The organism is Nonomuraea sp. NPDC005650 (assembly GCF_040605375.1).
GTDB lineage: Bacteria > Actinomycetota > Actinomycetes > Streptosporangiales > Streptosporangiaceae > Nonomuraea.
The window spans coordinates 1-24,322 of record NZ_JBEXCR010000052.1 but is presented as its reverse complement, the minus strand read 5'-3'; the positions used below and the strand labels follow the sequence as shown (position 1 = coordinate 24,322).

Sequence of the window (24,322 nt, the reverse complement as noted above, 5' to 3'; positions counted from 1 at the left end):
ATCCCTTCACGGATGTGGCGTTGGAGAGCGCTCTCGACCGGCTCGGTTCCGAGCCGCGGCCTTTCTGCCCGCGTGCTGGCGAAAGCCATGCCCGTTCCACAGAGGTAGTGCATGAGACCTTCTCTCGTTATCGTCGCGCTGGTCCTCGCGGCCGCCACGCTGTCCGGCGGCGTGGGCACCGCCCAGGCGGTCGCCGACCCCCTGCTCTCCCAGGGCAAGCCCGTCACCGCGTCGTCCGTCGAGAACGCCGGCACGCCGGCCTCGGCGGCCGTGGACGGCAACGCCGCCACCCGCTGGTCGAGCGCCTTCAGCGACCCGCAATGGCTGCGGGTCGACCTCGGCGCCACCGCCGCCGTCAGCCAGGTGGTGCTCGGCTGGGAGTCCGCGTACGGCAGGGCGTTCCAGATCCAGACCTCCGCCGACGGCCTTACCTGGACCACCGTCTACGCGACCACCACCGGCACCGGCGGGACGCAGACCCTCGCCGTGACCGGAACCGGGCGGTACGTACGGATGTACGGCACCGCCCGCGGCACGGCCTACGGCTACTCGCTCTGGGAGTTCCAGGTCTACGGCACCACGGGCGGCACCACGCCGCCTCCGGGGGGCACCATCCCCGACCCGACCGTCCAGTCATTGGAGGCGGCCGCCGGCCCGCTGGCCACCGCGGCCTACACCGTCCCCAGCCCCAGCGGCTACCGGGCCGGCACGATCACGTACCCGACGGCCGCCGGCGCGTACCCGGGCATCGTGCTGATGCCGGGCTACCAGGGCACGCAGCAGAACCTGAGCTGGCTCGGCCCGCGCCTGGCGTCCTGGGGCTTCGTGGTCCTCAACGTCGACACCAACACGCTGTCCGACAGCCCCGACCAGCGGGGCACGCAGATCAGGGCAGCCGGCACCCAGCTGCTCAACCTGAGCAACGCCACCGGCAACCCCGTCTCGGGCAAGGTGAACGGCGTGCTCGGCGCGGCGGGCCACTCCATGGGCGGCGGCGGCACGATGGTGGCACTGCGCGACGACACCCGGTTCAGGGCGGGCGTGCCCCTGGCCCCCTACCACCCGAGCGGGAGTTTCGCCGGCGTCGCCAAGCCGACCTTCTTCCTGACCTGCGCGAGTGATGTCGCCGCGCCCGGCAGCACGTACGCCAGGCCCTGGTACAACAGCATGACGCAGGCCGAGAAGCTGTACATCGAGGTTCCCGGCGACCACCTCTGCCCGATGACCGGCTACGGCAACAAGGCCAAGCAGGGCAAGTGGATCGTGTCGTTCTTCAGCCGCTGGCTGCGCGACGACGCCCGCTTCACCCCGTTCCTGTGCGGCAGCCAGCGTGACGCCGACCGGAACAACACCTCGCTGGTGACCCAGTGGACGGACACCTGCCCGTTCTGACGGCCTGACCGGGTGCGGCGGCGCCACGCCGCCGTGCCCGGTCTACGCCAGCGCCGAGTGGCGGCGGCTGTAGGCGAAGTAGACGAGCAGCCCGAGCAGGAACCAGACGGCGAAGCGCAGCCACGTCACCGGGCTCAGGAACGTGATCAGCCAGATCGAGAACAGCGCCCCGACACCCGGCACCACCGGCATCCACGGCGTGCGGAACGTGCGCGGCAGGTCGGGCTGCCGGTAGCGGAGCACGATCACCGCCACGCACACGACCACGAACGCCAGCAGGATCCCGATGTTCGTCAGCTCGGCCGCCTCCCGGATGGGCAGGAACCCGGCGATCGCCGCCGACGCGGCGCCCACGATCCAGGTGACCCGCGTGGGCACCCGGCGCACCGGGTGGAGCTTGGCGAACCACTGCGGCAGCAGCCCGTCGCGGCTCATCGAGAACCAGACCCGGGTGACGCCGAGCATGAACGTGAACATGACCGTGAGGATGCCGATCACGGCCCCGGCCGCGATCAAGGAGGCGAGCCCGGGCAGCCCGACGGCGGCGAACGCCGAGGAGAAGCCGCTCTCGGGGTCGATCTCCCGGTAGTTCTGCATGCCGGTGAGCACGAGCGTGGCCAGCACGTACAGGACCATGGAGATGGCCAGGGAGTAGATGATCGCCTTCGGCATGTGCCGCTGCGCGTCCCGCGACTCCTCGGCCGCGGTGCTCATGGCGTCGTAGCCGAACACCGCGAAGAACACGGTGGCGGCCCCGGTGATCGCCCCGCTGACCCCGAACGGGAAGAACGGGAGGTAGTTGACCGGGTTGATGTAGAAGAACCCGACCACGATCACCAGCAGCACGACGGCGACCTTGATGGCCACCACGGACGTCTCGAACCTGGCCGCGGCGCGGATCCCGAGGTTCAGCAGGAAGGCGATGAACAGGCACAGCACCATCGCGAACAGGTCCACCACGTGCCCCGGGCCGGTGCCCGGCGCGCCGAGCATCCACGCGGGCAGCCCGAAGCCGAGCTGCTCCACGAGGAAGCCGAAGTAGCCGGAGATGCCGATGGCCACGACCGCGACGATGGCGGTGTACTCCAGCAGCAGGTCCCAGCCGATGCACCAGCCGACGATCTCCCCGAGGACCGCGTAGCCATAGGTGTAGGCGGAGCCGGCCTTCGGGATCAGGCCGGCGAACTCGGCGTACGAGAACGCGGCGGCGGCGCTGGCGATCCCCGCGATGAGGAACGAGACGAGCACGGCCGGCCCCGCGGTCTGGTTGGCGACCGCGCCGGCCAGGGCGAAGATGCCCGCGCCGATGATGCCGCCCACGCCGATGGCGGTGAGCTGCCACAGCCCGAGCGACCTGGTCAGCTCCCCCTCGTGCTCGGTGGCGATGAGCTCCACCGGTTTGCGCCTGAAGACGCTTCCTGAACCGACCATGACGCCCCCGATACGACTACATGCGTCCGTCCTGCCCGCCCGGGCCGCCCCTATGCGGAGGCACCCTGACCTGCGGCGTCACGGGCGCCGTGTGCCGCCCGTCCGCGAGATGCCGCTGCAGCTCGATGTGCCGGAACTGGTAGTACGGCCCCTCCGTGCGCAGCAGGCCCAGGCGGTGGGCGTCGTCCAGGAAGTCCATCGCCCGCAGCGGCAGCCGCCCCTTGCTGGCCAGGCGGGGGACCGTCAGCTTGTAGGCCAGCCAGGCGTGGTGGCGGCCCAGGACGAGCCCGAACAGCAGCCCCAGCACCAGGCCGACCACGACCGCCAGGGTCGAGGGAAGCCCGGAGAACAGCAGGACGCCCGCGGCCGCGATCCCGACCACGAGCCCGCCGAGGATCCGGATGACGGTCAGGTTCCTGTCGGCCTGCCAGGTCGAGCGCGGGGATCTCGCCGTCAGGTCGGCGGTGGGGCTCTCGACCCAGCGGATCAGGCTGAGCAGGGCGACGAACCCGACGAAGGACAGCAGGCCGATCTGCACCGAGGATCTGAGGGCGGACGGCGGGCTCCCGGCCGCGTAGGCCATGAGCCAGCCGACGATCGCCCCCAGGGCTCCGACGATCAGCCCGTCGCGGAGGGCGGGCAGGAGCTCGGCGACCCGGCCGCGGAGGTGGAAGTCGGCGTGGCCCGGCGACTCGGTGAACCAGGAACCGATCAGGGTCTCGGCCACGAGCGCGGAGAACAGCCCGGCCATCGCGCTGACGAAAGGCGCCCGGGTCAGCGCCCAGAAGGCCAGCCAGACCACGACTCCGATCGCGACGGCGGCCCCGAACCGGACCGTGCGGCTGGAGGTGTAGCGGGCCAGGTGCCACCACGCCACGTCGCGCGGGTCCTCCTCGTTACGCGCGAGCTGGCGGGACAGGTACGTGAGCCAGCGGTCGACCTGCTCCGGGCTCCACGCGTGCTGCGGGCGGAACGGCTGGGGCGGCCCGGCGGCGGGCGTGCGCGTGCTCACCAGGGCGGGGATGAGCTGGTCGCACAGGTGGTCGTGCAGCTCGGCCGCGCTGCCGTGCCCGAGCTCCAGCAGCGGCGTCGGGTCCACCCGCGGCGCGATGTACGTGGCGCGGACCAGCCAGAGCCCCATGGACGTCGAGGTGACCTCGGACAGGGCCGGAGCGGTGCCCTTGCGCAGCTCCTCCAGGACCCGGGGCCAGACGGGGTGAGGCACGGGTGGCAGGCAGGCCTCCAGGTAGCCGGCCGCCGCGTCGGGGGACATGCGCTGCGGCTCGATGACCGCCGCCGCCGTGAGGGCGTCGCCGATCTCCTCGACGGACTCGGCGAACTGCTCCGTGCGGCAGGTGATGATGAGCTGGTCGGTCTCGTACAGCGACCGGTTCAGCGCGGTGAGCATGTCGGCGCGGGCGGTGTCGGGCAGCTCGTCCAGCCCGTCGATGACGGGCAGCACCTCGCCGCGGGCCACGAGCGTCTCCGGCATGTCCGTGCCGAGGCCCTCGGCGCGCAGCGCCGGATAGTCCATCGCCAGGCTGTCGGCCAGCCAGTCCTGGAGCCGCCCGTGGACGCTGTCGTCCCAGCGCGCGGCCGACAGCAGCACCGGTACGGGCTCCTCGGGCTCCCGCGTGCGCAGCAGTTCGAGGACGAGTTGCACGGCCAGGGTGGTCTTCCCGGTGCCCGGACCGCCCAGGATGACCAGGCGGCGGCAGCGCAGGGCGCGGAAGTTGCGGGCCATGTCCGCGATGTGCACGTCCAGGCCGGGGAAGGCCACCGTGCCCTTGGCGATGATCTCGGGCCGGTCGGCGAGCTCGCGGCGCTCGGTCGAGTGCCAGGGCAGCGGCATGGGCTCGGGATCGCACAGGGAGCGCAGGACCGTTTCGTCACGCCACTGCTGGGTCACCAGCCCGGACAGGACGTCCTTCGCGGTGGTGACGTCGGCGGACGTGGGCGCGGCGGCGGCCGCTCCCCGCTTGCGCCACCAGGTCAGGAACTGCACCAGGCCGTTGCCCAGCCCGATCGCGCCGGTCACCGCCGCTATGAGCTGAGCGGACCCGGCCGTTATCCCCCAGCTCTTCGGCAATTGGCTGGCCACGGTCAGGATCACGGTGGCCAGGGCAAGAAGCAGAACGCCCAGCACCACCGACATCTTGGCCTGGCGATTCTGCCAATATCGTGCGGACATATAACCAGTATGTGCGGATTTGATAGCATAAAGAGGCTGATAATTCTCCATGCAAGGTCGATAAAGCGGAAAAACCGCTCATCTCATTGATGGGGCTGCCAATCGGGCGGCATCGATTCGGAAACCCTTCCGGCCGCCGCGGCCAGCCCCCTGCGGCCGGGCAGGACGAGGTTGCCGTCGGTGACCAGCATGAACCGCTCCAGGTCCGGCACGATCACGTGCACGGCGGTGACCCCGCAGGGCAGGACGCGCACCATGCGGTGGTAGGCCGGGTGGCCCCGCGCGGCCAGCGCCGCGGCCACCTTCCGCAGCTGGCCGCCGGGCGGCCCGGCCGCGGCGGCGGCCCGCGGGAAGGGGACCACCCGCGCCTCGCGCAGGGGGCCGGTGAGATCGAACCGCCCGCAGGCGTGCAGCGCGGGATGCGCCGCCAGCCCGGTCAGGTCGCCGCGTACGGCGCCGCCCGAGCCCTCGCCGCCTGAGCTCTCGCCGTCTGAGCCCTCTCCGGCGGGGCCCTCGCCGAGCGCGCTCTGGACGAGCTCCGTGAGGGCGCGCCAGGCGGCGTGGGCCGGGTCCAGCGAGGTCCCGCCGCCGCGCCGGTGCGGATGGCGGGCGGTCGGAGCCGTGTACGCCAGCATCGTCGGCACGCCGACGTCACTGGTGATGTCCAGCAGGTGCACCGGCGACCCGGTCAGCTCCTCCGCCGCCGCGTACGCCCGTGCGAGGTCGCGGGGCAGCGTGCGCGGGTCGATCAGCCTGGGCCGGAAGCCGTCCCCGCCCAGGAAGACACGTACGAGGAGCAGGGACAGGGCGTCCCGCTCGATCGCCTCGTTGAGGGCGTGCAGCAGCGCCTCGGCGGCGGTGACGCCGACGGCCGAGCCGCTGTTGCAGCTGTAGCGCACCAGGTGGGCGTAGTCGCAGTCGTCCCCGGCCAGCTCGCGCAGCGGCGCGGCGCCGGTCTCGGCGTACCAGGGGGCGGACAGGAACAGCGGCACCAGAGCGTCGGCGCGGCCATGGGCGAGAGCGGGCCCGCCGAGGGGGCGGTAGCGCAGGCAGGCCATCCGCCGTCCGGGCGTGCCGGTCAGCAGCAGGGCGCAGGCGTCCCCGCGCAGCGGCCCCGTGGCGAGGGCGGCGGGCGCGGCGGGCCTTACGGCGGCGGGGTCGAACCCGGCCGGGCCGGTGAGATAGTGCTCGACGGCCTCGAACAGCGCGCCCACGCGGGCCTCGTCCGGATGTCCTTTGCCCATCCCGGACGCGACCGGCGAGCCGTCCGCCGCGCCGCCGAGCAGGCGGCACCACCAGGCGGTCGGGTCGCGGCCGTCACCCGTGTCCACGAGCTCCGCCCGCAGGCCGAGCGCGGTCAGCGCCGCGGACGCCCGCCTCCCGGCCTCGTCCACCGGCACCGCGCGTTCCGCCGCGCAGCACGGCCGCCCCGCCCGTCGCGGGGATTTCGGAAATCGACGCGGCCTACCGGCTGCCATCGCCGGTCGCGGCGGACAGCAGTTCGCCGAGCCGGTCGAGTTCGGCCTGGGTCAGGTGCTGGCTCTCGCGATCCAGCGACTCGGCCACGATATAGTCCACGACATTTCCCATGAGCCTCCCCCTTCCTTTTCGTGGTTAATTGTAGCGCCGCCTCGACAAAAGCCTAGGAAGGCTATTTGTGGACTTATTTACATTCTTGCGGGCATGGCTGGGATCGGGGTGGGTACTCCACGTGTCCCAAGATCGTCACTCTGCGTGAGGCAGTGGCCGGTTACGATCACGAACCGTGTGCTGACAAAGAGTCAACCCGCCATTCGTGATGTTTCTTCGCATCCGTACCTTGAAGTACATCTGCCCCATGGGCATAGTGGACCGCACCACAGGCGTGCCAGTCGTGGCGGACGATCTTCGGGGTAGTGCCGGTTCGCGACTGCCCAGCGGCGCATATCCGGTGCGCGGAATTGGACATGATGGATGAGCTCGCCCCCGCCGATCCGTACCAAGCTGCTCAGGATTCTCCTGCTTCCGCTGGTCTCCATGGTCGCCCTGTGGGGGTTCATCGCCTATTCCAGCGTTGAGGAGATCGTCACCGTCTCCCAGGCGCAGGACCGCTGGGAGGGCATCGGGTCGCCGGTGCTGCAGCTGATCGTCGAGTTACAGCGCGAACGCCAGCTGTCGGCCGAGGCGGTCCGCGGCACCTCCTCGTACGAGCCGCTGGCCGAGCAGCGGCGGGTCACCGACGGCAAGGCCAAGCGCCTGCGCGAGGTCATCGGTGCCGTGGACGTGACGGGCGAGGAGACCCCGGTCGAGGTGCGGGCGCTGGTGCAGGCGCTCGACGGGCTGCAGTCGCTGCGCGATTCCGCCGACGGCGGCGTGCTGGCCCCGCCGCTGACCATCATCGAGGCGTACAACAACCTGATCAGCGTCGTCAACGGGCAGTTCAGCGACCGTGACGCGCTGAGCGACGTCTCGGCCTACCGGGCGGTGCGCGGCATGGCGGCCTACAGCGCCGCGGCCGAGTACCTGGGCCGCGAGCACGCCGTGCTCACCACCACGATCGTGAACCGCAAGATGTCCCCCAGGGACCGGGCCGCGTTCGTCTCCGCGATGACCAGCCGCAGGCTCGTCTTCGCCAACGCCGAGCGTGACGTCGGCCCCGAGCTGCGGGCGAACTACGACCGGCTGGTCGCCAGCGCGTCTTACAAGCGGCTGGTGGACACGGAGGACCTGCTGTTCGGCTGGGACACCAGCGGCGGCGCGCCGCCCGTGGACCCCGCCGTGTGGAAGCGGGACGCCGACGCCATCTTCGGCGCGATCAGCCGCGACACGCAGACGGAGCTGGCTCGCACCGCGGAGGAGGCCCAGGCCCAGAAGTCCGGGGCGTACTGGCGGATCGGCCTGGTCCTGCTCCTTGGCCTGATCGCGGTGGTCGCGTCGGTGGCGCTGTCGTACCGGTTCGGCCGCTCGCTGATCACGGAGCTCAGCCGGCTGCAGGAGTCGGCCGTCGAACTGGCCGAGAGGCGGCTGCCCCGCCTGGTCGAGCGGCTACGCCGCGGCGACGACGTGGACCCGGGCACCGAGGCGCCCGGCCTCGGCCGCGCCGACACCGCCGAGGTCGACCGGGTGGTGCACGCCTTCTCCGCGGTACGGCGCACGGCGGTCGAGGCGGCGGTGGGCCAGGCGACCCTGCGCAAGGGCGTCGGCCTGGTCTTCCTCAACCTGGCCCGGCGCAACCAGGCGCTGCTCCACCGCCAGCTCACGCTGCTCGACACCATGGAACGGCGGGTCGAGGAGCCGGAGGTCCTGGAGGACCTGTTCAAGCTCGACCACCTGACCACCCGCATGCGGCGGCACGCCGAGAACCTGATCATCCTGTCCGACTCCGCCCCCGCGCGCCGCTGGCGCGACCCCGTGCCGCTGTTCGACGTCGTACGCGCGGCGGGGCTGGAGGTCGAGGACTACACCCGCGTCACCGTCGTGCCGATGCCGAACGCCCCGATGCTGGTTGGCCCCGCCGTCACCGACGTGATCCACCTGGTCGCCGAGCTGGTGGAGAACGCCACCGTCTTCTCGCCGCCCGACACGACCGTGCACATCCGCAGCATGACGGCGGCCAACGGGTTCGCGCTGGAGGTGGAGGACCGGGGCCTGGGGCTGAACCACTCCACCCTCGACGAGATCAACGCCAGGCTGGCCGAGCCGCCGGAGTTCGACCTGGCCGACAGCGACCGGCTCGGCCTGTTCGTGGTGTCCAGGCTCGCGGCCCGGCACGGGATCAAGGTCTCGCTGCGGCGCTCGCCGTACGACGGGACCACCGCGATCGTGCTGCTGCCGGTCTCCCTGCTCGTCCACGCCCAGTCGCCGGCCGTCGTCGTGCCCGCCGGGGACCGCGTCACCGCCACGCGCGTGGGCAGGCCCATGCGCGCCCTCGGCACCGGGCCCGCCGAGCCCCGCTCCCGAGGGGTGGCCGTGGCCCCGGAGCCCTTCCCGTCCACGGAGCTGTTCCCGCCCGCGGAATCGTTCCCGCCCGCGGAATCCTTCCCGCCCGCGGGGCCGGACGCGCCCGCCCGCGCCCCGGAGCCGGAGCGCGCGACCTGGTTCGAGGCCGGGCCGGCGACCGCACCCCCGAGGGGACCCGTGAACGGCTCCGCGAACGGGCTCACGGACGGGCTCATGGACGGGCTCATGGACGGGGCCTCACCCACGGACGCGCCTTCCAACGGGCTCGCGGACGGGCCGGGAAGCGAGTCAGGAAGCGAGTTCGGTAGTGAGTCCGGAAGCGGGGCCGAGGACGGGCCCGCCACCGGGCCGATCCGGATTCCGACGCCGATCCCCGCCCCCGCCGCACCGCCCGGCCCGCCCGCGGAGTGGAGCGTCACGGTGCCGGCCGAGGAGGCGGACGAAGACCTCGACGGGCTGCCGATGCGGATACCGCAGGCCAGCCTGGCTCCCCAGCTCCGCTCCGCCAGACGCGCGGACCGGCGCAGCGCCTCGGCGCGCTCGCCGGAGGAGCTCGCACAACTCATGTCGTCCATGCAACGCGGCTGGCAGCAGGGCCGCCGCCAAGCAGAGCAGGGACAAGACGTGTGGAACCGAAAGGACGACCATCCCGATGCCCGACCCCAGAAGTGAACTGAGCTGGCTGCTGGACGACCTCACCCAGCGCGTCCCCGGCATCCGGCACGCCATCGTGCTGTCCGCCGACGGGCTGGCCATGGGCGGCTCCCGGAACCTGACCCGCGAGGACGCCGAGCACCTGTCCGCCATCTCCGCCGGCAGCCACAGCCTCGCGATGGGCGCCGGGCGGCACTTCGGCATGGGCGGCGTACGGCAGACGATCATCGAGATGGAGGACGGCTTCCTGTTCGTCACCGCGGCCGGCCAGGGCGCCCGGCTGGCCGTGCTCGCCACGGGCGACGCCGAGCTGGGCATGGTCACGTACGAGATGGCGCTCATGGTCAAGCGGGTCGGCGAGCACCTCTCCGCGCAGCCGAGGGGAGCGGCACCGGCACCCGCCTGGAACGGCGCGAGACCGTGACAGGGGAGGATCCCGGGCCGCTGCTCCGGCTCTTCGGTCTGACCGGAGGCCGGGCGCGCCCGCAGGGCGAGGCGTTCGACCTGGTGGCCATCGTCACGACGGTCACCGGCTCCTACGAGCCCGCGGAGCTGCTCCCGGAGCACCGCGCCGTGCTGTCGCTGTGCCGCAAGCCCACGCCGGTGGCGGACGTCGCGGCGCACCTCAGGCTGCCGATCAACATCACCCGGGTGATCCTGGGCGATCTGCGGCGCGAGGGCCTGGTCACCATCGAGCGCCCGCGCCCCGCGGCGCAGACGATCGACGAACGCATCTACAGGGAAGTGCTGCATGGACTACGCAGCCTCTGAGCCGGGGACGACCGCGGTCGCCTCGGCCTTGGCCATCAAGATCCTCATCGCGGGCGGCTTCGGTGCCGGCAAGACCACCCTGGTCGGCACGATCAGCGAGATCCGGCCGCTGCACACCGAGGAGCTGCTGAGCGAGCGGGGCATCGGGGTGGACGACATCTCGGGCGTGGAATCCAAGATCACTACCACGGTCGCGCTGGACTTCGGCCGCATCACCATCCGCGAGGGGCTGTGGCTGTACCTGTTCGGGACCCCCGGGCAGGACCGCTTCTGGTTCATGTGGGACGAACTGGCCCTCGGCGCGCTCGGCGCCGTCGTGCTCGCGGACACGCGCCGCCTCGATGACTGCTTCCCCGCGGTGGACTACTTCGAGCAGCGCGGCGTCCCGTTCGTGGTCGCCGTGAACTGCTTCGACGGGGCCCGCCGCCACGACCCGGCCAAGGTGCGGCGGGCGCTCGCGCTGAACGAGAGCATCCCGATCGTGCTGTGCGACGTCCGCGACCGCGCGTCGGTCAAGGAGGTGCTCACCACGCTGGTGAAGTACGCGGTGGAAGGCCGCTGATCCGGGGAACGTCCCGCGGGCTCAGGGGGTGAGCGGGGGGACGGCGTTGCGCGCCCGGTCGAGGGCCTGGTCGGGCCACCACTGGCCGGAGGCCGGGGTGACGATGCCGTACACCGGGTCGGCCGGTCCCGAGGTGCCCCGGGTGCACTGGCCGTTGGAGAAGCCCGGGCTGTTGAGCCAGAGGAACGCGTCGGCCAGCGGCTTGCCGGTGTCGGCGGAAGGCCGGGCACCCGCGCCCCGGCCGGGGGGATTGCACCATTCGTCGGGTGCCGGGAAGCGACCGGCGGGCGGTTGCCACTCGCCCGTCCCGTTCCGGCTGGTGTCGACGACGAAGTGCGGCAGGCCGGGCGTGTCGTCCGGTACGGCGGCCAGGGCCGCGTCGGCGCACGAGGCGGCCGGCGACGCCGCTCTCAGGTAGACGCATTTGGAGAGCTTCGCCCCGTACGCGAGCGATCGCTGGGTCGGGCGATAGCCGACGACGTTGACGTAGAAGCCGTCGGCGCGGACCGCCCCAGCGTTGACCAGCCGGTCGGCGATCTGCGTGAACCCGGGCCACCCGGCCAGCCCGCCGTCGAGGTACACGGCGCTGCGGGCCAGGCCGGTCAGGGTCTCCACGGCGTACGAGAGATCGCCGTACCGCTGGACGGAGGCGGCCTCCCCGCCCTGCGGGCACTCCGGGCTGCCGGGTATGCGCGCCAGGCCGCTGGGCTCCAGGGCGACGACCGCGGGCCGGTTCCCGATGCCCTCGGCCACGGCGTCGATCCACGCCCGGTAGCTCGCGGTGTCCGGGGCGCCGCCGTTCCAGCAGTCGCGTCCCGGGATGTTGTTGGTGACGAACACCGGGACGGTGCGGCGTCGTTCGGCCTGGGCGACCGACTCGCGTACGGTGCGGGAGACGTCGGCGGGGGAGCCGCCGGCGAGCCAGATCGCCTGGGGGACCTGCGAGAGCGCCCGCATGAGGGCGGCGTCGGCCGTCCTGCCCTGCACCGACCACGTGCGGGCCTGGCGGGCCGCGTCGGTGTCCGGCTGCACGTAGAAGCGCACGCCGTCCGCGCGCAGCGGGTTCTGGCCGGGGAGGTCCCGCCACAGCGTGCCCGCCTCCTGCGTGACGGCGGGGTCGACGGCAGGGCTCACGGCACGATCGACGGCCGGCAGGCCGGGGAGCAGGTAAGCGGCGGCCGTCGCCGCGGCGAGTGCGGCCACCGCGGCGGCGCCCCACGCCCAGCGCCTGGACGCCACCCGCCGCCGCCCCCTGCGCGCCGGGGCGGCGCGGCCCTGGAGCGGGGCGGCACGACCCCGGTCGGCACGGCTCCGGTCCGGCGCGGTACCCCCCTGGTTCGGGGCCGGGCGGCCTTGGAGCGGGAGGGCGGCGTGGCCTTGCTCGGGGATCGCGTGGACCTGGCCGTCGCCCGAGGCGGCGGCGGTCAGGCGCGGCGCCCGATGCTCGTACGGGAACCGGCCGCGCGCCGGGGGCCCAATGGGGGGTGCTGCGGTGGGACCCGTGGGGGCGAAGTCGGGCGGGAGGCGGATCGTCGCGCCCCCGGCGAGCGCGTCCACGAGTTCGGCCGCCGTCGGGCGGGCCGCCGGGTTCTTGCTCAGCGCCCGCGTCACCAACTGGCCGAGCACGCCGCCCAGCTCGGGGAGCACGGGCTCGTCGTGGACCACCCGGTAGAGCACGTCGTGACCCGCCCCCGAGCCGAACGGCGCCCGCCCGCTCGCCGCGAAGGCCATGACGCCGCCCCAGGCGAAGACGTCGGAGGCCGGCGACGCCTGCCCGCGCACCTGCTCGGGCGACATGTACGCCGGCGTGCCCATCCTGGTGACGGACAGGGTCGTGGAGTCGGCCACGAATGCCAGGCCGAAGTCGATGACCTTCGGGCCCACGGGGGACAGCAGCACGTTCGACGGCTTGAGGTCGCGGTGGACGACGCCGGCCGCGTGGATGGCCCACAGTGCCACCGCCGTGCTCATGGCCAGCCCTTCGAGCTCCGAGCCCGACATCGGGCCCTGCTCCACGACCGCGCGGAACAGCGTCGGCCCCGGCACGTACTCGGTGACGACGTACGCCGTCTCACCGTCCACGTCGGCCGTGAGCACGGAGGCCGTCGAGAAGGGGGCGACCCGCTGCATGGTCGCGACCTCGCGGCGGAAGCGCCGCCGGAACTCCGGGTCGCCGGCGAGGTGCCGGTGGATGACCTTGATCGCGACCAGCTGCCGCGACCGGCTCTTCGCGAGGTAGACGATGCCCATCCCGCCCGATCCGAGCCGGCGCAGGACGCGGTGGCCGCCGATCCGCCGGGGGTCGTCGGTCCGCCTGTCCACCGCCACGCCGTGCTTGGTGCCGTACGCCATCGCCCGCCCATCCCGACCAGACAGTCGACAGGAGGTACGGCCGGGGCGGCACCGTGGTTCAGGTGAACGCGAGCAGGACCTTGCTCGACCGCCCGGCGTCGGCCGCCTCCTCGAACGCCGCCACCGCCGCGTCGAGCCCGAAGACGGACGTGACGATGGGCGCGAACCGCTCGGCGTCCCGGCTCATGATCGACAGCGCGGCCGGCATCTCGTGGTAGAAGCGGCTCGACCCCATCAGGGTCAGCTCGCGGGTGACGGCGAGGTGCAGCGGCGCGGTGACCCCGCCCGGGGGCAGGTGGCCCACGTTGACGAGGGTCCCGCCCGGGCGCAGCGCCTCGATGGCCGAGACGAGCCCGGCCTGGGAGCCGGAGGACTCGATCGCGACGTCGGTGGCGGGGATCGGCTCGCCCCCGCCCACCCGGACGACACGGGTCGCCCCCACCTGGAGCGCCAGCCGGAGGGGCTCGTCGAAGACGTCGGTCGCCGTGACCGAGGCCGCGCCCGCGCAGGCGGCCAGGGCGGCGGAGAGCAGGCCGATGGGCCCCGCGCCGATCACCAGGACGTCGCGGCCCTCGACTCCGGAGCCCGGCCGACGCAGGCCGTGGAGCGCCACCGAGGCGGGCTCGGCGAGCGCCGCCGTCCGCAGGTCGAGCCCGTCGGGGATCGGCACGAGGCGGCTCGCGGGCACGACGAGACGCTCGGCGAAGCCGCCGTCCGTGTGCGGCACCCGCGCGGCGCTGCCGAGATAGCGCAACTCCTCGCAGAGGTTCTGCTCGCCGCGCAGGCAGTAGCCGCACCGGCCGCACACCTGGGCGGGGTGCACGGCGACGCGGCCGCCCGCCGGCGGCCCCGAGCCGTCGGCGGCGGGCTCGGCGACGACGCCGACCACCTCGTGCCCCAGGACCATGGGGGCGCGGAGGACGGCCTCGCCCACCTGGCCGCTCCGGTAGTAGTGGAGGTCGGAGCCGCAGATCCCACCATGGACGACCGTGACGACGGCTTCGTGCGGTCGCGGCGCCGGGATGGTCCGGGTTTCGATCGTCAGGTGCCCGGGGCCGGTGACGACGAGGGCCTTCACCTTCATTCAGATCACCGCCGTCATGCCGCCGTCGACGTAGATGACCTGGCCGTTGACGAAGTCGGACGCCGGCGAGGCGAGCCAGACGGCGGGGCCGACGACGTCCTCGACGCGGCCCCAGCGCGCCGCGGGCGTGCGCCGCGTGATCCAGCCGCTGAAGTCGGGGTCGGCGACCAGGGACGCGTTCAGGTCGGTGTCGATGTAGCCGGGGGCCAGGCCGTTGACCTGGATGCCGGCGGACGCCCACTCGGCGCACATCGCCCGCGTGAGCCCGCCGAGCCCGCTCTTCGCGGCCGCGTAGGGAGCGGTGGTGGCGCGCACCAGGTGGTTCTGGACCGAGCAGACATTGATGATCTTGCCGCTGCCCCGGGGGAGCATGTGGCGCGCGAAGGCGCGGCCGACGAGGAAGCCGCTGGTGAGGTTGACGTCGACCACGCGTTTCCAGTCGTCGACCGGGATCTCGGTCAGGGGGCCGCGGAGCTGCACGCCGGCGTTGTTGACGAGGATGTCCGGACAGCCGTACGCGGCGACGACGGCCTCGCAGGCCCGCTCCACCTCCGCCGGGTCGGCGACGTCGAACACGCTGACCTGGACGTCGCCGGGCGGACGACCGGGGGCGAGCTCCTCGCGCAGGGCCGCGGCCGCCGCGTCGAGGCGTGCCGCGTCGCGGCCGTTCAGCACGACGCGGGCCCCCGACAGCGCGTAGCCCCGCGCGATGGCATGCCCGATGCCGCGACCCGAGCCGGTGACCAGGGCGAGCCTGCCGGTCAGGTCGAACGACGGAACGCCTGGAGCGGTCTGGACGGGCACGTCATCCCTCCCGTGCTGGTGCGGATCCGAGAACCTCGACGCGTGAGGCGCGGACGAGCGAGGCGGCCGCGGCCTGCGCCGCCGCCGGGTCCATGGCCGCGATGGCCTCGACGACCCGCTCGTGCCGGTCCAGCGAGGCGGCGGTGTCGGCGGTGAAGAACTGGTGGCGGTCGGAGTAGCGGGCATGCAGGGTGGCGATGAGGGTCTGCCCGAGCTGGCTCAGGACCGCGTTGCCCGCGCCCCGCAGGACCGTCCGGTGGAAGCCGGTGTCGGCCGACACGAACGCGGAGCGGCTGCGGCGTTCGTAGGCGTCGCGCATGCCCCGCAGGTGCTCGCGGAGCGTGCCCACGATGGCCTCCCGGCCGCCCAGCGCCGCGATCCCGGCGGCGGCGGGCTCCAGGGCCTCGCGCAGCGTCAGCAGCTCGCCGAGCTGGGTGTCGGCGTCGGGGCCGTCCGCCCGCCAGGCGATGACCTGCGGGTTGAGCAGCGCCCAGCTCTCCTGGGGCTGGACGGTGGTGCCGACCTTGTGGCGCGGGCGGACCATGCCGAGCACCTCCAGCGAGCGCAGCGCCTCGCGCACGACCGTCCGGGACACCTCGTACTCGGACTCGACCCGTTCGGGGGAGACGAGGCTGCCCACGGGGAGGTCGCCGTGCGCGATCCGGCGCCCGAGCGCGTCCACGAGCTGCGCGTGCAGGCCCCCCGGCCGCGCGCCCGGTGCTCCGAGGCTCGTCATCCGAAACTCCTTCGGGGACTCATCGACAACCCCTCAAAAGTATGATTAAACACATCATATAACGGCTTTGGTGGGAATGCCCCGTGGACGACACCCGGCACATGACACCGAGGAGATCGTGAGCATGCTGAGCAGCCGCCCTGGTCGGGGTCCTGGTCACCGGACGGCCCGGCATCGGGACCGGCCGGGAGCCCGCACATGATCAGGGTCGCGTTGATCGGCTGCGGCGCGATGGGGGAGATCGTCGCGCGCGACGTCTACCCGGCCGTTGACGCGACGCTCGCCGCCGTGGTCGACCCCGACGCCGACCGCGCCGCGAGCGTGGCCCGCCACACCGGCGCCCACGCGTACGGGACGCTCGCCGAGGCGCTGGCGGGGGAGCGGATCGACGCCGTGGACATCCGCGTGCCCCACCGCCTGCACGCCCGGGTCGCCCTCGAAGCCGTCGGGCACGGGCGGCACGTGCTGGTCGAGAAGCCGCTCGCCACCTCGCTCGGCGACGCCCGCGAGATCGTGGCCGCGGCCGAGGCGGCGGGCGTCGTCCTGGCCGTCGCGGAGAACTACCCCCACCTGCGCGCCGTGCTCGACGCGCGCCGCCTGCTGGCCGAGGGCCGGATCGGCCGCACGCTCGCCGTCCGCGCCATCCGCGCGTACCGGCTGGACGGGGTGTGGGCGCGCGGCTGGCGGGAGAGCGACGGGATCCTGCTCGACCAGGGCACCCACCAGGCGAGCCTGATCCGGCAGCTCGGGGGCCCGGTGGCGGCCGTGTCCGCCGCCCGCTTCCGCGACACCGTCACGCTCACCCTCCGGCTGGAGAGCGGCGTCGTCGCGCAGTCCCTGCTCACCTGGCACAGCCCCGGCCCCTGGGACCAGGCCGAGGCGAGCGTCGTCGGCACGGGCGGCCGGCTCGACGTGGTGGTCGACTACGAGGGGCACGGCGGCGGATGCGTGACCTGGACGCCCGACGGCCCGCGACGGCAGACCGGCGAGAACTACTACGACAGCCACAGGTCGATCGTGGACGACTGGCTCGACGCCGTCCGCGCCGGCGCCGAGCCCCGCGTGCCCGGACGCGAAGGGCTGAAGGACCTCGAAGTGGTCATGGCGGCCGCCGCCTCGCTGGACGCGCAGGGCGCCGTCATCCCCGTCGGCGAGCAGTGACGATGTCAGGAGGCCGGAATGACCGGACTGAACAGGCGCGCCCTCCTCGTCCGCGGCGCCGGAGCCCTCACGGGCGCCGCGCTCGGAGCGGAGGCCGGGTCCCCGCCCGCGCAGGAGCCGGAGGCCGGGCCCCCGCCCGCGCAGGAGCCGAAGGAGAGAGCCGTGCTGCGTGACGACTTCGGGGAGATCGCCGGATGGGAACGGCTGGGCGTGATCATGAGCCGGTCGCTGCCGTGGGAGAGCACGCTCCTGCAGGACCCGTGCCTGGTCTACGGCGAGGGCGGCGGGCCGCTGTTCAAGATGTGGTACGGCTCGCTGCACGCCGTGGGATACGCGACCAGCGAGGACGGCCGTCGATGGACCAAGGCCGACGAGCCCGTGCTGACGCCGACCCTTCCGTCCGAGAGCAACGCGCTCAACCAGCCCAGCGTCGTCCTCAAGGACGGCGGCTGGCACATGACGTACTTCGGCGTGTCCGGCGACGGGAACGGCCAGATCCACTACGCCACGGCGAAGGACCCGGCCGGCCCCTGGGAGAAGCACGGCGTCGTGCTGACCTCGACCATGCCGTGGGAGGACCGCTGGATCTACAACTCCTCCCTCCTGTACGACCGGACCGCGCGCCTGTGGAAGATGTGGTACACGGCCGGGAAGATCGCCTCCGCGGGCGGCGAACCCGAGTACATCTGCTACGCGACCGCGCGCACCCCGGCCGGCCCCTGGACCAAGCACCCGGGAAACCCCGTCATCCGCCCCATGGACGACGGCGGCTGGGCGTCGCTGGGCGTGGGCGGCCCGAACGTCCGCAAGCTCCGCGACGGCGGCTACGAGACGCGCATCGTCGGCTGGCAGGCGGACTATCCGTCCAGAGGCGGCCGCCTGACCTCGCGGGACGGCGTCACCTGGCGGCTCGGCCGCGACGCCATGCAGCTCGACCTCGGCCCCGCCGGAGGCCCCGAGGACGGGATGATCTACCGCCAGTTCGTCGTCGAGCACGAGGGCAGGGAGTACGTCTACTACAACGCCAAGAACAACCGCCCCGGCTGGAACGAGACCATCAACCTCGCCGTCTGGAACGAGCGCCTACGGGCCGTCGACCCGGCCAAGTGGTGCATGACGCAGGCCTGGTTCGTGCCCGGCGGGGCGTCGTTCGAGGCCGGCGACGGGTACGCGATGTCGCGGGGCGACGCCCCGGAGGGCCACGCGCAGACGCTGCAGGGCAACGTGCGGATCGACGCCCTGGACTACGCGGTCTCCGCCTCGATCACGCCGATCAGCGAACGGGTCGCGGACCGCGACAACGTCCTGCTCGCCCGCGCCACCGGCCGCGACAGCTACTACTACGCCGGCATCGCGTCGTGGGGGCAGAAGTACGCCATCGGCGTGATGGTCAAGGGCGCCAACACCAAGCTCGCCGGCGTCGGGTCCGCCGCCGACATCAAGCCCGGCGAGCCGCACCGCCTCCGGTTCGCCCTTGAGGGCTCGCGACTGGACCTGTACGACGACGACCGGCTTGTCCTGTCCGTCGTCGATCCCACCCTGATCCCCGACTCCAGCTTCGTCGGCCTGCAGACCAGCACGGGCACCGGCCGGGCGAGGTTCGCCGCGCTGTCGGTCACGGCCCGGGGCCACCGGAGCGAGAAATATTCATAAAGATCAGAACTGTGCGCATGGGTATTGGTTTTCTGCGCCTTGGCCACATAAAAGCGTAACCGCAGGATTTTGCGGCACTTCAACGTGATTCATAACCCCCCTACGCTGTCCCCCGTTCCACTTACGGCGAGGGGGATCTCGTGCTCGGAATCGACACCTGCCTGGCGGAGGTCATGTCCATACCGGGGGCGCTGGACGCCATGCTGCTCGACCACACCAGCGGCATGGCGGTGGCCTTCAGCAGTGCCTCGGGCGTGGACGCCGACCGGTCGGCCGCCGCCCTGACGGAGGCGCTGCGGGCCACGACCGACGGCCTCACCCGCGTCTGCCCGGGCGAGGTCGTACGCATCGACGACATGCTCGTCACCACGGACAAAGGTCATCATCTGCTCAGGCCACTTGAGACGGTCTTCGAGGGGCCGCTGGTCATCTACGTACGCCTTGACCTGGAACGATCCAATTTGGCCCTCGCCCGCCACCGCCTGCGGTCGGTCTCCAGCCAGCTGACGACGTGAGCCATGACCAGGCTCGACGCACTCCTGGCGGGGCTGGCGCACGAGCGCTCCACAGGCGCGCTCCGGCTCGGCAGGAACGGCACGATCTTCCTCCATGACGGGCGCGTGACGTACATGGAGTGCGCCCAGACCCCGGGCGTCGAGCGAATGCTCACGGTGCGGGGCCGGATGACGGAGGCGGCGCTGCGCGGGCTCCAGGCGGACGGCGGCTGCGCGCGGCTGCTGGAGGAGGGGCCGCTCACGCCCGGCGAGCTGCAGTTCGCGGTGCTGGGCGTGGTCCTGGACGCGGCCTTCTTCCTGCTGCCGATCAGCGGGGCGCGGCCGAAGTTCCGGCCGGGGGAGCGGCACTGGCTGGGCGGGCAGTGGTTCTTCGACGTGGCGGGGCTGGTGCGGGAGTGCGCGCGGCGGCGGGCACACCTCGCCGAGATCTGGCCGTACGCGGACGTCGACACGCTGCCGGTGCGTCCGGTGGCGTGGCTGCCGGGGCAGGCGGTGACGCTGAGCCGGGTCCAGTGGGAGGTGATCGTCGGGGCCGACCACAAGGCCACGCCGCTGGAGCTGGCCAGGCAGCTCGGCCGGTCGGGGTACGCGGTGCTGCTCGCGGTCAGGAGGCTGGCCGCCGCGGGCCTGCTCGTCCCGCCCGACCCGGTCCCGGTCGCCCCGCCGGAGGCGGCCCGTGCCACCTCGCCGGGTCCGGCCCGCGCCGCCCTGCCCGGCTCCGCTCGTACCGCCCCGGGGGACAAGCGGCAGAAGGCCGCCGGACCCTCCGAGGAGGGCGCCGGGCTGCCGAAGCGGGCGCGGCACCCCTACGGGGCCCCGCCCCACGACCCCGGGGCGGTGGCTCAGCCGATCGGCCCGCCCACCACGGGGGATCCGACCGATCTGGCACTGCTGATGCGGTTGAAGAAGGCGCTCGAGGAGCTGGCGTGAGGTTCCCCGTACTCAGGAGGAGGCCACCGGTGGAGCTGCGAAGAGAGGTTCTGGAGGAGATGACGCTCCTGCGCGAGCGCACGCCGGACGTGAGCGGAAGCGTCGCCTGCACCGTGGACGGCATACAGATCGCCTGTGACCTCGAAGGAGACCGCGGCGAGCAGACCGCGGCGCTGTCGGCGGCGCTGCTCGCGATGAGCAGGCGGATGCTGACCATGGCCGGCCAGGGCGCGCTGGAGGAGACGCTCATCTCGGGCACCGCCGGCTTCGTGGCCTTCTACGCCGCCGGCCCCACCATCGTCCTCACAGTCCTGGCCAGGCCCGGCGCGAACGTCGGGCTGCTGCGGCTGGAGGGCAGGAAGACGGCCGCCGGAGTGGCCGCCGTCGCAGCACGCAAGCACTGAACCGTCCTCGAAGGAAAGGAAGGGCGCAATGGCAAGCATGGACGTCTCTCTCAAGGAGATGATGACGATCGACGGCGCGCTCGGAGCGGCGATCGTCGACTACGGCAGCGGCATGGCCCTCGGCACCCTCGGCGGCTCCAAAGACCTGGACCTCCAGGTCGCCGCCGCGGGCAACACGGAGGTGGTCAAGGCCAAGCTCCGCACGATGGACTCGCTCGGTCTCAAGGAGAACATCGAGGACATCCTCATCACGCTGAGCGGCCAGTACCACATCATCCGGCCGATCACGGGGCGCGGGGGGAAGGGGCTGTTCCTCTACCTCGCGCTCGACCGTGCGCGCGCCAACCTGGCCATGTCCCGGCACCAGCTCCGGGGCATCGAGGAGAAGCTGGAGGTCTGATCGGGACCCCGGGACGGCCCGCCTCCTGCCCGGCCGCGGGCCACCCGCCGGTATTGAAACAGGTTGCAGTTTGTTTCTAGGGTGGGGGTCATGATCCTGGACCGATTCCGGATCGGCGGCGCCGCCGCCGTGGTCACCGGCGCGGGCCGGGGCATCGGCGCGGCCACCGCCGTCGCCCTCGCCCAGGCCGGCGCGGACGTCGCGATCTGCGCCCGTACGGAGGACCAGCTCCTCGCCGTCGCCGAGCAGGTGGAGCGGGCCGGCGGGCGGGTGCTGGCCGTGTCCGCCGACCTGACCCTCCCGGGCGCCGCCGAGGACCTCGCCGAGCGGGCCGCGGCCGCCTTCGGCCGCCTGGACGTGGTCGTCAACAACGTGGGCGGCGCCATGCCCCGTGCCTTCCTCGACACGAAACGGAGGCATCTTGAGAACGCGTTCCAGTTCAACGTCGGAGTGGCGCACGAGCTGACCAGGGCCGCCGTCCCGCACCTGCTGAAGGCGGGTGGCGGCGCGGTCGTGAACGTCTCCTCCGCCGTGGGCCGCGTGGCGGGCCGCGGCTACCTGGCCTACGGCACCGCCAAGGCGGCCCTGGCGCACTACACCCGGCTGGCCGCGCTCGACCTGGCCCCCGCGGTCCGGGTCAACGCGGTCGCCGTCGGCGCCGTCGCCACCTCCGCGCTCGACATCGTCATGAACGACGAGGGTCTGCGCACCCGGATGGAGCAGGCCACGCCGCTGGGGCGGATCGGCGAGCCGGAGGACGTTGCGGCGGCCGTGCTCTTCCTGGTCTCCCCGGCCGCCGCGTACGTGACGGGCAAGGTGATCGAGGTGGACGGCGGGATCGACCGGCCCAACCTCGACCTGGGCCTGCCGGACCTGCCGGTCTGAGGCGGTGTCCGAAATGCCGCGGCGGGCCTGCCAGACTGGCTTATATGGGACCAAAACTGGCAGTGAGCTGGGGCGTTTCCTGCGGGCCCATCGCGCGCGAGTGACCCCCGCCGAGGCCGGTCTCACGGCCGGTCCCGGCCTGCGGCGCACGCCCGGGCTGCGCCGCGAGGAGCTGGCCACCCTCGCCGGGGTCAGCATCGACTACTACACGCGCCTGGAGCGCGGCAAGGAGACCCGCCCCAGCCCCCGTCCGTCGTCGACGCGCTCGCCCGCGCCCTCCTGCTGGACGAGCGCGAGCACGAGCACCTGCGCGACCTCGCCGTGCGCGCCGCCCGTCCCGCGCCCGAGCCGTCGCCCGCGCCCAGCCGGTCGGTGCCGCCCGGGATCAGGCTGCTGCTGGAGAGCCTGCGGCCCAACCCCGCGCACGTGGTCAGCCGCACCACGGACGTGCTCGCCTGCAACCCGGGCGGGCTGCGGCTGTTCGCCGGGATGGACAAGTGGCCGGTCGAGCAGCGGAACGTGGTCCGCTACGTCTTCCTGCACCCCGACGCCCCGGACCTGTTCGACGACTGGGACGAGCAGATCAGGGCCTGCGTCGGCCGCCTGCGCGCCCTGGCCGGCACCGATCCGGACGCCCCCGACCTGGCCGAGCTCGTGGACGAACTGCTGGCCAAGAGCCCGGAGTTCGCCCGGCTGTGGGAGCGCTACGACGTGCGGGCGCACCCCCAGGGTCGCAAGACCTTCCACCACCCGGACGTCGGCGATCTCACCCTCGGTTACCAGTCCATGCAACTGGAGGGCACCCCCGGCCACCGCCTGGTCGCCTACTACGCCGAACCCGGCACGCCCGAGTACGACGCGATGGTCCTGCTCGACCTGGCAGCCTCCGAGCACGCCGCGAAGCCCGCCGCGGACCGTCGGCACCCCTGATCACCGACCGGGCGCAGGACGTGCCGACCCTCGTGCCCGCCGGCGCAGCCACGCCTTCCTCGGCATGCTCAAGGAGGACGTCGTCTCCTACGGCCTGCGCCTGGGCGCGCCGATGGACAAGAGCTGGACCTGCTACCTCGACGGCCCGCTGCAGTGCGGGGAGCACCCGTACGCCAAGGACCTGCCCTATCCCACGGTCGAGGCGGTGGCGGTGATGCTCGCCAGGGCCGCGCAGGGCCTGCCGGCGGCCTGCAGCAGGCCGCCGGCGCCGCCGTGGCCAGGGTGAAGGTGGCCGAGACCCACGTCAACTCCGCGGAGTTCCTGCCGCAGGCCGGCGCGATGCCTGTGACCCTGCCGCCGGCCGCCGGCACGGTCCGAGGTGCGTGAACGTGGTCGCAGGCGTCATGATGGTCGCGTACGTGCCCGAGCCCGTCGTGTCATGACGGCGGATCGGGCGGCGGCGCGCGGAAGTTGACGATGCGCACGGGCCTATGGCATCCTGAAGCGGGAGCGAGGGTTGACAGCCTAAATAAGTGTTGTCATCCGTTTCCTTCTTCGTCTATGCTGCCATTCCGCGCTGCCTTTTGGCGCCTCATGTCCCGGTGACTTCCGGGGCGTTTGGCATGTGCGCGTTAGTCGCCGCTAGCTCCCGGAAGGACATCTGTTGGCAGCCTCGCGCAACGCCTCCGCAGTACCCGCTGGTCCCCATCGCGTGTCATTCTCGCGCATCCAGGAGCCCCTCGAAGTTCCCGACCTGCTCGCCCCCCAGACCGAGCCGTTCGACTGGCTGCTCGGCAACGAGAGGTGGAAGGCCCGGGTGGAGGCGGCTCGCCAGGCCGGGCGCAAGGACGTCCCGGCCCAGTCGGGCCTCGAAGAGATCTTCGAAGAGATCAGTCCGATCGAGGACTTCTCGGGGACCATGTCCTTGTCGTTCCGCGACCACCGGTTCGAGCTGCCGAAGTACTCCGTGGAGGAGTGCAAGGACAAGGACATGACCTACTCCGCCCCGATGTTCGTGACGGCGGAGTTCATGAACAACACCACCGGTGAGATCAAGAGCCAGACGGTGTTCATGGGGGATTTCCCGCTCATGACGCCGAAGGGCACGTTCGTCATCAACGGCACCGAGCGGGTGGTCACCTCCCAGTTGGTCCGGTCGCCGGGCGTGTATTTTGCGCGAAATGTCGACAAGACCTCTGACAAGGATCTGTTCGACGCCAGGGTCATCCCGTCGCGGGGCGCCTGGCTGGAGTTCGAGATCGACAAGCGCGACAGCGTGGCCGTGCGCATCGACCGCAAGCGCAAGCAGGCCGTCACGGTGCTGCTCAAGGCGCTGGGCTGGACCAGCGAGCGGATCCTGGAGCGCTTCGGCCAGTACGAGTCGATGCGGGCGACCCTGGAGAAGGACCACACGGCCGGCCAGGACGACGCGTTGCTGGACATCTACCGCAAGCTGCGGCCGGGTGAGCCGCCGACCAAGGAGTCGGCGCAGACCCTGCTGGAGAACCTCTATTTCAACCCCAAGCGG

At 72.5% G+C, this 24,322-nt stretch carries 22 protein-coding genes and 2 pseudogenes; 16 read left to right on the top strand and 8 right to left on the bottom strand.

The window, feature by feature from the left end; all coding sequences use genetic code 11:
* Positions 1-111: 111 nt before the first annotated feature.
* Positions 112-1,392 carry a discoidin domain-containing protein gene (locus ABZS69_RS55495; protein ID WP_355389473.1) on the top strand — a complete coding sequence of 427 codons (1,281 nt, stop codon included), beginning with the start codon at positions 112-114 and terminating at the stop codon, positions 1,390-1,392.
* 42 nt (positions 1,393-1,434) lie between these two features.
* Here ABZS69_RS55495 and ABZS69_RS55490 read toward each other — a convergent pair whose 3' ends face one another.
* From ABZS69_RS55490 to ABZS69_RS55475, 4 genes are all read right to left on the bottom strand, one after another.
* A complete protein-coding gene (locus ABZS69_RS55490) occupies positions 1,435-2,823 on the bottom strand; it encodes an amino acid permease (RefSeq protein WP_355389471.1) in 1,389 nt (462 codons plus the stop codon).
* 16 nt (positions 2,824-2,839) lie between these two features.
* Entirely contained in the window at positions 2,840-5,014 is a 2,175-nt protein-coding gene (locus ABZS69_RS55485; RefSeq protein WP_355389469.1) for an NACHT domain-containing protein, read from the bottom strand.
* An 83-nt stretch (positions 5,015-5,097) separates the two neighbouring features.
* Positions 5,098-6,414: a YcaO-like family protein gene (locus tag ABZS69_RS55480; protein ID WP_355389467.1), complete on the bottom strand. Its 1,317-nt coding sequence runs from the start codon at positions 6,412-6,414 to the stop codon at positions 5,098-5,100.
* Between the two features lie 64 nt (positions 6,415-6,478).
* Positions 6,479-6,604, bottom strand: coding sequence for a hypothetical protein (locus ABZS69_RS55475; protein ID WP_355389465.1), 126 nt, complete (start codon positions 6,602-6,604; stop codon positions 6,479-6,481).
* Between the two features lie 363 nt (positions 6,605-6,967).
* Between ABZS69_RS55475 and ABZS69_RS55470 the strand changes: the two genes are divergently transcribed.
* Genes ABZS69_RS55470 through ABZS69_RS55455 form a run of 4 tightly spaced genes read left to right on the top strand, consistent with a single transcriptional unit; the run spans position 6,968 to position 10,940 of the window.
* The gene (locus tag ABZS69_RS55470; RefSeq protein ID WP_355389463.1) at positions 6,968-9,625 is read left to right on the top strand and encodes a nitrate- and nitrite sensing domain-containing protein; all 2,658 of its coding nucleotides are present in this window, start codon (positions 6,968-6,970) and stop codon (positions 9,623-9,625) included.
* Positions 9,606-10,031, top strand: a complete 426-nt coding sequence (locus ABZS69_RS55465) for a roadblock/LC7 domain-containing protein (protein WP_355389461.1) — start codon at positions 9,606-9,608, stop codon at positions 10,029-10,031. Before ABZS69_RS55470 ends, ABZS69_RS55465 begins: the two co-directional genes overlap by 20 nt.
* Positions 10,028-10,378 carry a DUF742 domain-containing protein gene (locus ABZS69_RS55460; RefSeq protein WP_355389460.1) on the top strand — a complete coding sequence of 117 codons (351 nt, stop codon included), beginning with the start codon at positions 10,028-10,030 and terminating at the stop codon, positions 10,376-10,378. The genes ABZS69_RS55465 and ABZS69_RS55460 overlap by 4 nt, the downstream gene beginning before the upstream one ends.
* Positions 10,359-10,940: an ATP/GTP-binding protein gene (locus tag ABZS69_RS55455; RefSeq protein ID WP_355389459.1), complete on the top strand. Its 582-nt coding sequence runs from the start codon at positions 10,359-10,361 to the stop codon at positions 10,938-10,940. Before ABZS69_RS55460 ends, ABZS69_RS55455 begins: the two co-directional genes overlap by 20 nt.
* 21 nt (positions 10,941-10,961) lie before the next feature.
* Here ABZS69_RS55455 and ABZS69_RS55450 read toward each other — a convergent pair whose 3' ends face one another.
* The 4 genes from ABZS69_RS55450 to ABZS69_RS55435 are packed head-to-tail and all read right to left on the bottom strand — an operon-like array spanning position 10,962 to position 15,916.
* Positions 10,962-13,292 carry a glycoside hydrolase family 6 protein gene (locus ABZS69_RS55450; RefSeq protein ID WP_355389457.1) on the bottom strand — a complete coding sequence of 777 codons (2,331 nt, stop codon included), beginning with the start codon at positions 13,290-13,292 and terminating at the stop codon, positions 10,962-10,964.
* A 58-nt stretch (positions 13,293-13,350) separates the two neighbouring features.
* Positions 13,351-14,376, bottom strand: coding sequence for an alcohol dehydrogenase catalytic domain-containing protein (locus tag ABZS69_RS55445; RefSeq protein ID WP_355389455.1), 1,026 nt, complete (start codon positions 14,374-14,376; stop codon positions 13,351-13,353).
* Positions 14,377-15,180, bottom strand: coding sequence for an SDR family oxidoreductase (locus ABZS69_RS55440; protein ID WP_355389453.1), 804 nt, complete (start codon positions 15,178-15,180; stop codon positions 14,377-14,379).
* 1 nt (position 15,181) lies between these two features.
* Positions 15,182-15,916 carry an FCD domain-containing protein gene (locus ABZS69_RS55435; RefSeq protein ID WP_355389451.1) on the bottom strand — a complete coding sequence of 245 codons (735 nt, stop codon included), beginning with the start codon at positions 15,914-15,916 and terminating at the stop codon, positions 15,182-15,184.
* Positions 15,917-16,114: 198 nt separating this feature from the next.
* Here ABZS69_RS55435 and ABZS69_RS55430 point away from each other — a divergent pair, with 198 nt between their 5' ends.
* The 11 genes and pseudogenes from ABZS69_RS55430 to ABZS69_RS55380 form a co-directional block, all read left to right on the top strand.
* A complete protein-coding gene (locus ABZS69_RS55430; RefSeq protein WP_355389449.1) occupies positions 16,115-17,077 on the top strand; it encodes a Gfo/Idh/MocA family oxidoreductase in 963 nt (320 codons plus the stop codon).
* A gap of 18 nt (positions 17,078-17,095) precedes the next feature.
* Positions 17,096-18,730, top strand: coding sequence for a hypothetical protein (locus ABZS69_RS55425; protein ID WP_355389447.1), 1,635 nt, complete (start codon positions 17,096-17,098; stop codon positions 18,728-18,730).
* A 140-nt stretch (positions 18,731-18,870) separates the two neighbouring features.
* Positions 18,871-19,245: a roadblock/LC7 domain-containing protein gene (locus tag ABZS69_RS55420; protein ID WP_355389445.1), complete on the top strand. Its 375-nt coding sequence runs from the start codon at positions 18,871-18,873 to the stop codon at positions 19,243-19,245.
* Positions 19,246-19,248: 3 nt separating this feature from the next.
* Complete coding sequence (locus ABZS69_RS55415) at positions 19,249-20,175, top strand: hypothetical protein (RefSeq protein ID WP_355389443.1); 927 nt, start codon at positions 19,249-19,251, stop codon at positions 20,173-20,175.
* Positions 20,176-20,204: 29 nt separating this feature from the next.
* Positions 20,205-20,579 carry a roadblock/LC7 domain-containing protein gene (locus ABZS69_RS55410; RefSeq protein ID WP_355389441.1) on the top strand — a complete coding sequence of 125 codons (375 nt, stop codon included), beginning with the start codon at positions 20,205-20,207 and terminating at the stop codon, positions 20,577-20,579.
* Between the two features lie 28 nt (positions 20,580-20,607).
* Positions 20,608-20,979 (top strand): hypothetical protein, encoded by a 372-nt coding sequence (locus ABZS69_RS55405; protein WP_355389439.1) that lies wholly within the window; start codon positions 20,608-20,610, stop codon positions 20,977-20,979.
* A 90-nt stretch (positions 20,980-21,069) separates the two neighbouring features.
* Positions 21,070-21,864, top strand: a complete 795-nt coding sequence (locus ABZS69_RS55400) for an SDR family oxidoreductase (protein WP_355389437.1) — start codon at positions 21,070-21,072, stop codon at positions 21,862-21,864.
* Between the two features lie 13 nt (positions 21,865-21,877).
* Positions 21,878-22,054 (top strand): annotated as a pseudogene (locus ABZS69_RS55395) (hypothetical protein); the annotation flags it as partial.
* 131 nt (positions 22,055-22,185) lie between these two features.
* Positions 22,186-22,794, top strand: coding sequence for a transcriptional regulator (locus ABZS69_RS55390; protein WP_355389435.1), 609 nt, complete (start codon positions 22,186-22,188; stop codon positions 22,792-22,794).
* A gap of 64 nt (positions 22,795-22,858) precedes the next feature.
* On the top strand, positions 22,859-23,080 hold the full coding sequence (locus ABZS69_RS55385; RefSeq protein WP_355389610.1) for a hypothetical protein: 222 nt from the start codon (positions 22,859-22,861) through the stop codon (positions 23,078-23,080).
* A gap of 378 nt (positions 23,081-23,458) precedes the next feature.
* A pseudogene (locus tag ABZS69_RS55380) lies at positions 23,459-24,322 on the top strand (DNA-directed RNA polymerase subunit beta); the annotation flags it as partial.

Coding starts and splice junctions, on each gene's coding strand:
- ABZS69_RS55495 (WP_355389473.1), top strand. CDS start 112: ATGAGACCTTCTCTCGTTATCGTCGCGCTGGTCCTCGCGGCCGCCACG.
- ABZS69_RS55490 (WP_355389471.1), bottom strand. CDS start 2,823: ATGGTCGGTTCAGGAAGCGTCTTCAGGCGCAAACCGGTGGAGCTCATC.
- ABZS69_RS55485 (WP_355389469.1), bottom strand. CDS start 5,014: ATGTCCGCACGATATTGGCAGAATCGCCAGGCCAAGATGTCGGTGGTG.
- ABZS69_RS55475 (WP_355389465.1), bottom strand. CDS start 6,604: ATGGGAAATGTCGTGGACTATATCGTGGCCGAGTCGCTGGATCGCGAG.
- ABZS69_RS55470 (WP_355389463.1), top strand. CDS start 6,968: ATGAGCTCGCCCCCGCCGATCCGTACCAAGCTGCTCAGGATTCTCCTG.
- ABZS69_RS55465 (WP_355389461.1), top strand. CDS start 9,606: ATGCCCGACCCCAGAAGTGAACTGAGCTGGCTGCTGGACGACCTCACC.
- ABZS69_RS55455 (WP_355389459.1), top strand. CDS start 10,359: ATGGACTACGCAGCCTCTGAGCCGGGGACGACCGCGGTCGCCTCGGCC.
- ABZS69_RS55450 (WP_355389457.1), bottom strand. CDS start 13,292: ATGGCGTACGGCACCAAGCACGGCGTGGCGGTGGACAGGCGGACCGAC.
- ABZS69_RS55445 (WP_355389455.1), bottom strand. CDS start 14,376: ATGAAGGTGAAGGCCCTCGTCGTCACCGGCCCCGGGCACCTGACGATC.
- ABZS69_RS55435 (WP_355389451.1), bottom strand. CDS start 15,916: ATGACGAGCCTCGGAGCACCGGGCGCGCGGCCGGGGGGCCTGCACGCG.
- ABZS69_RS55430 (WP_355389449.1), top strand. CDS start 16,115: ATGATCAGGGTCGCGTTGATCGGCTGCGGCGCGATGGGGGAGATCGTC.
- ABZS69_RS55425 (WP_355389447.1), top strand. CDS start 17,096: ATGACCGGACTGAACAGGCGCGCCCTCCTCGTCCGCGGCGCCGGAGCC.
- ABZS69_RS55415 (WP_355389443.1), top strand. CDS start 19,249: ATGACCAGGCTCGACGCACTCCTGGCGGGGCTGGCGCACGAGCGCTCC.
- ABZS69_RS55405 (WP_355389439.1), top strand. CDS start 20,608: ATGGCAAGCATGGACGTCTCTCTCAAGGAGATGATGACGATCGACGGC.
- ABZS69_RS55400 (WP_355389437.1), top strand. CDS start 21,070: ATGATCCTGGACCGATTCCGGATCGGCGGCGCCGCCGCCGTGGTCACC.
- ABZS69_RS55385 (WP_355389610.1), top strand. CDS start 22,859: ATGCTCAAGGAGGACGTCGTCTCCTACGGCCTGCGCCTGGGCGCGCCG.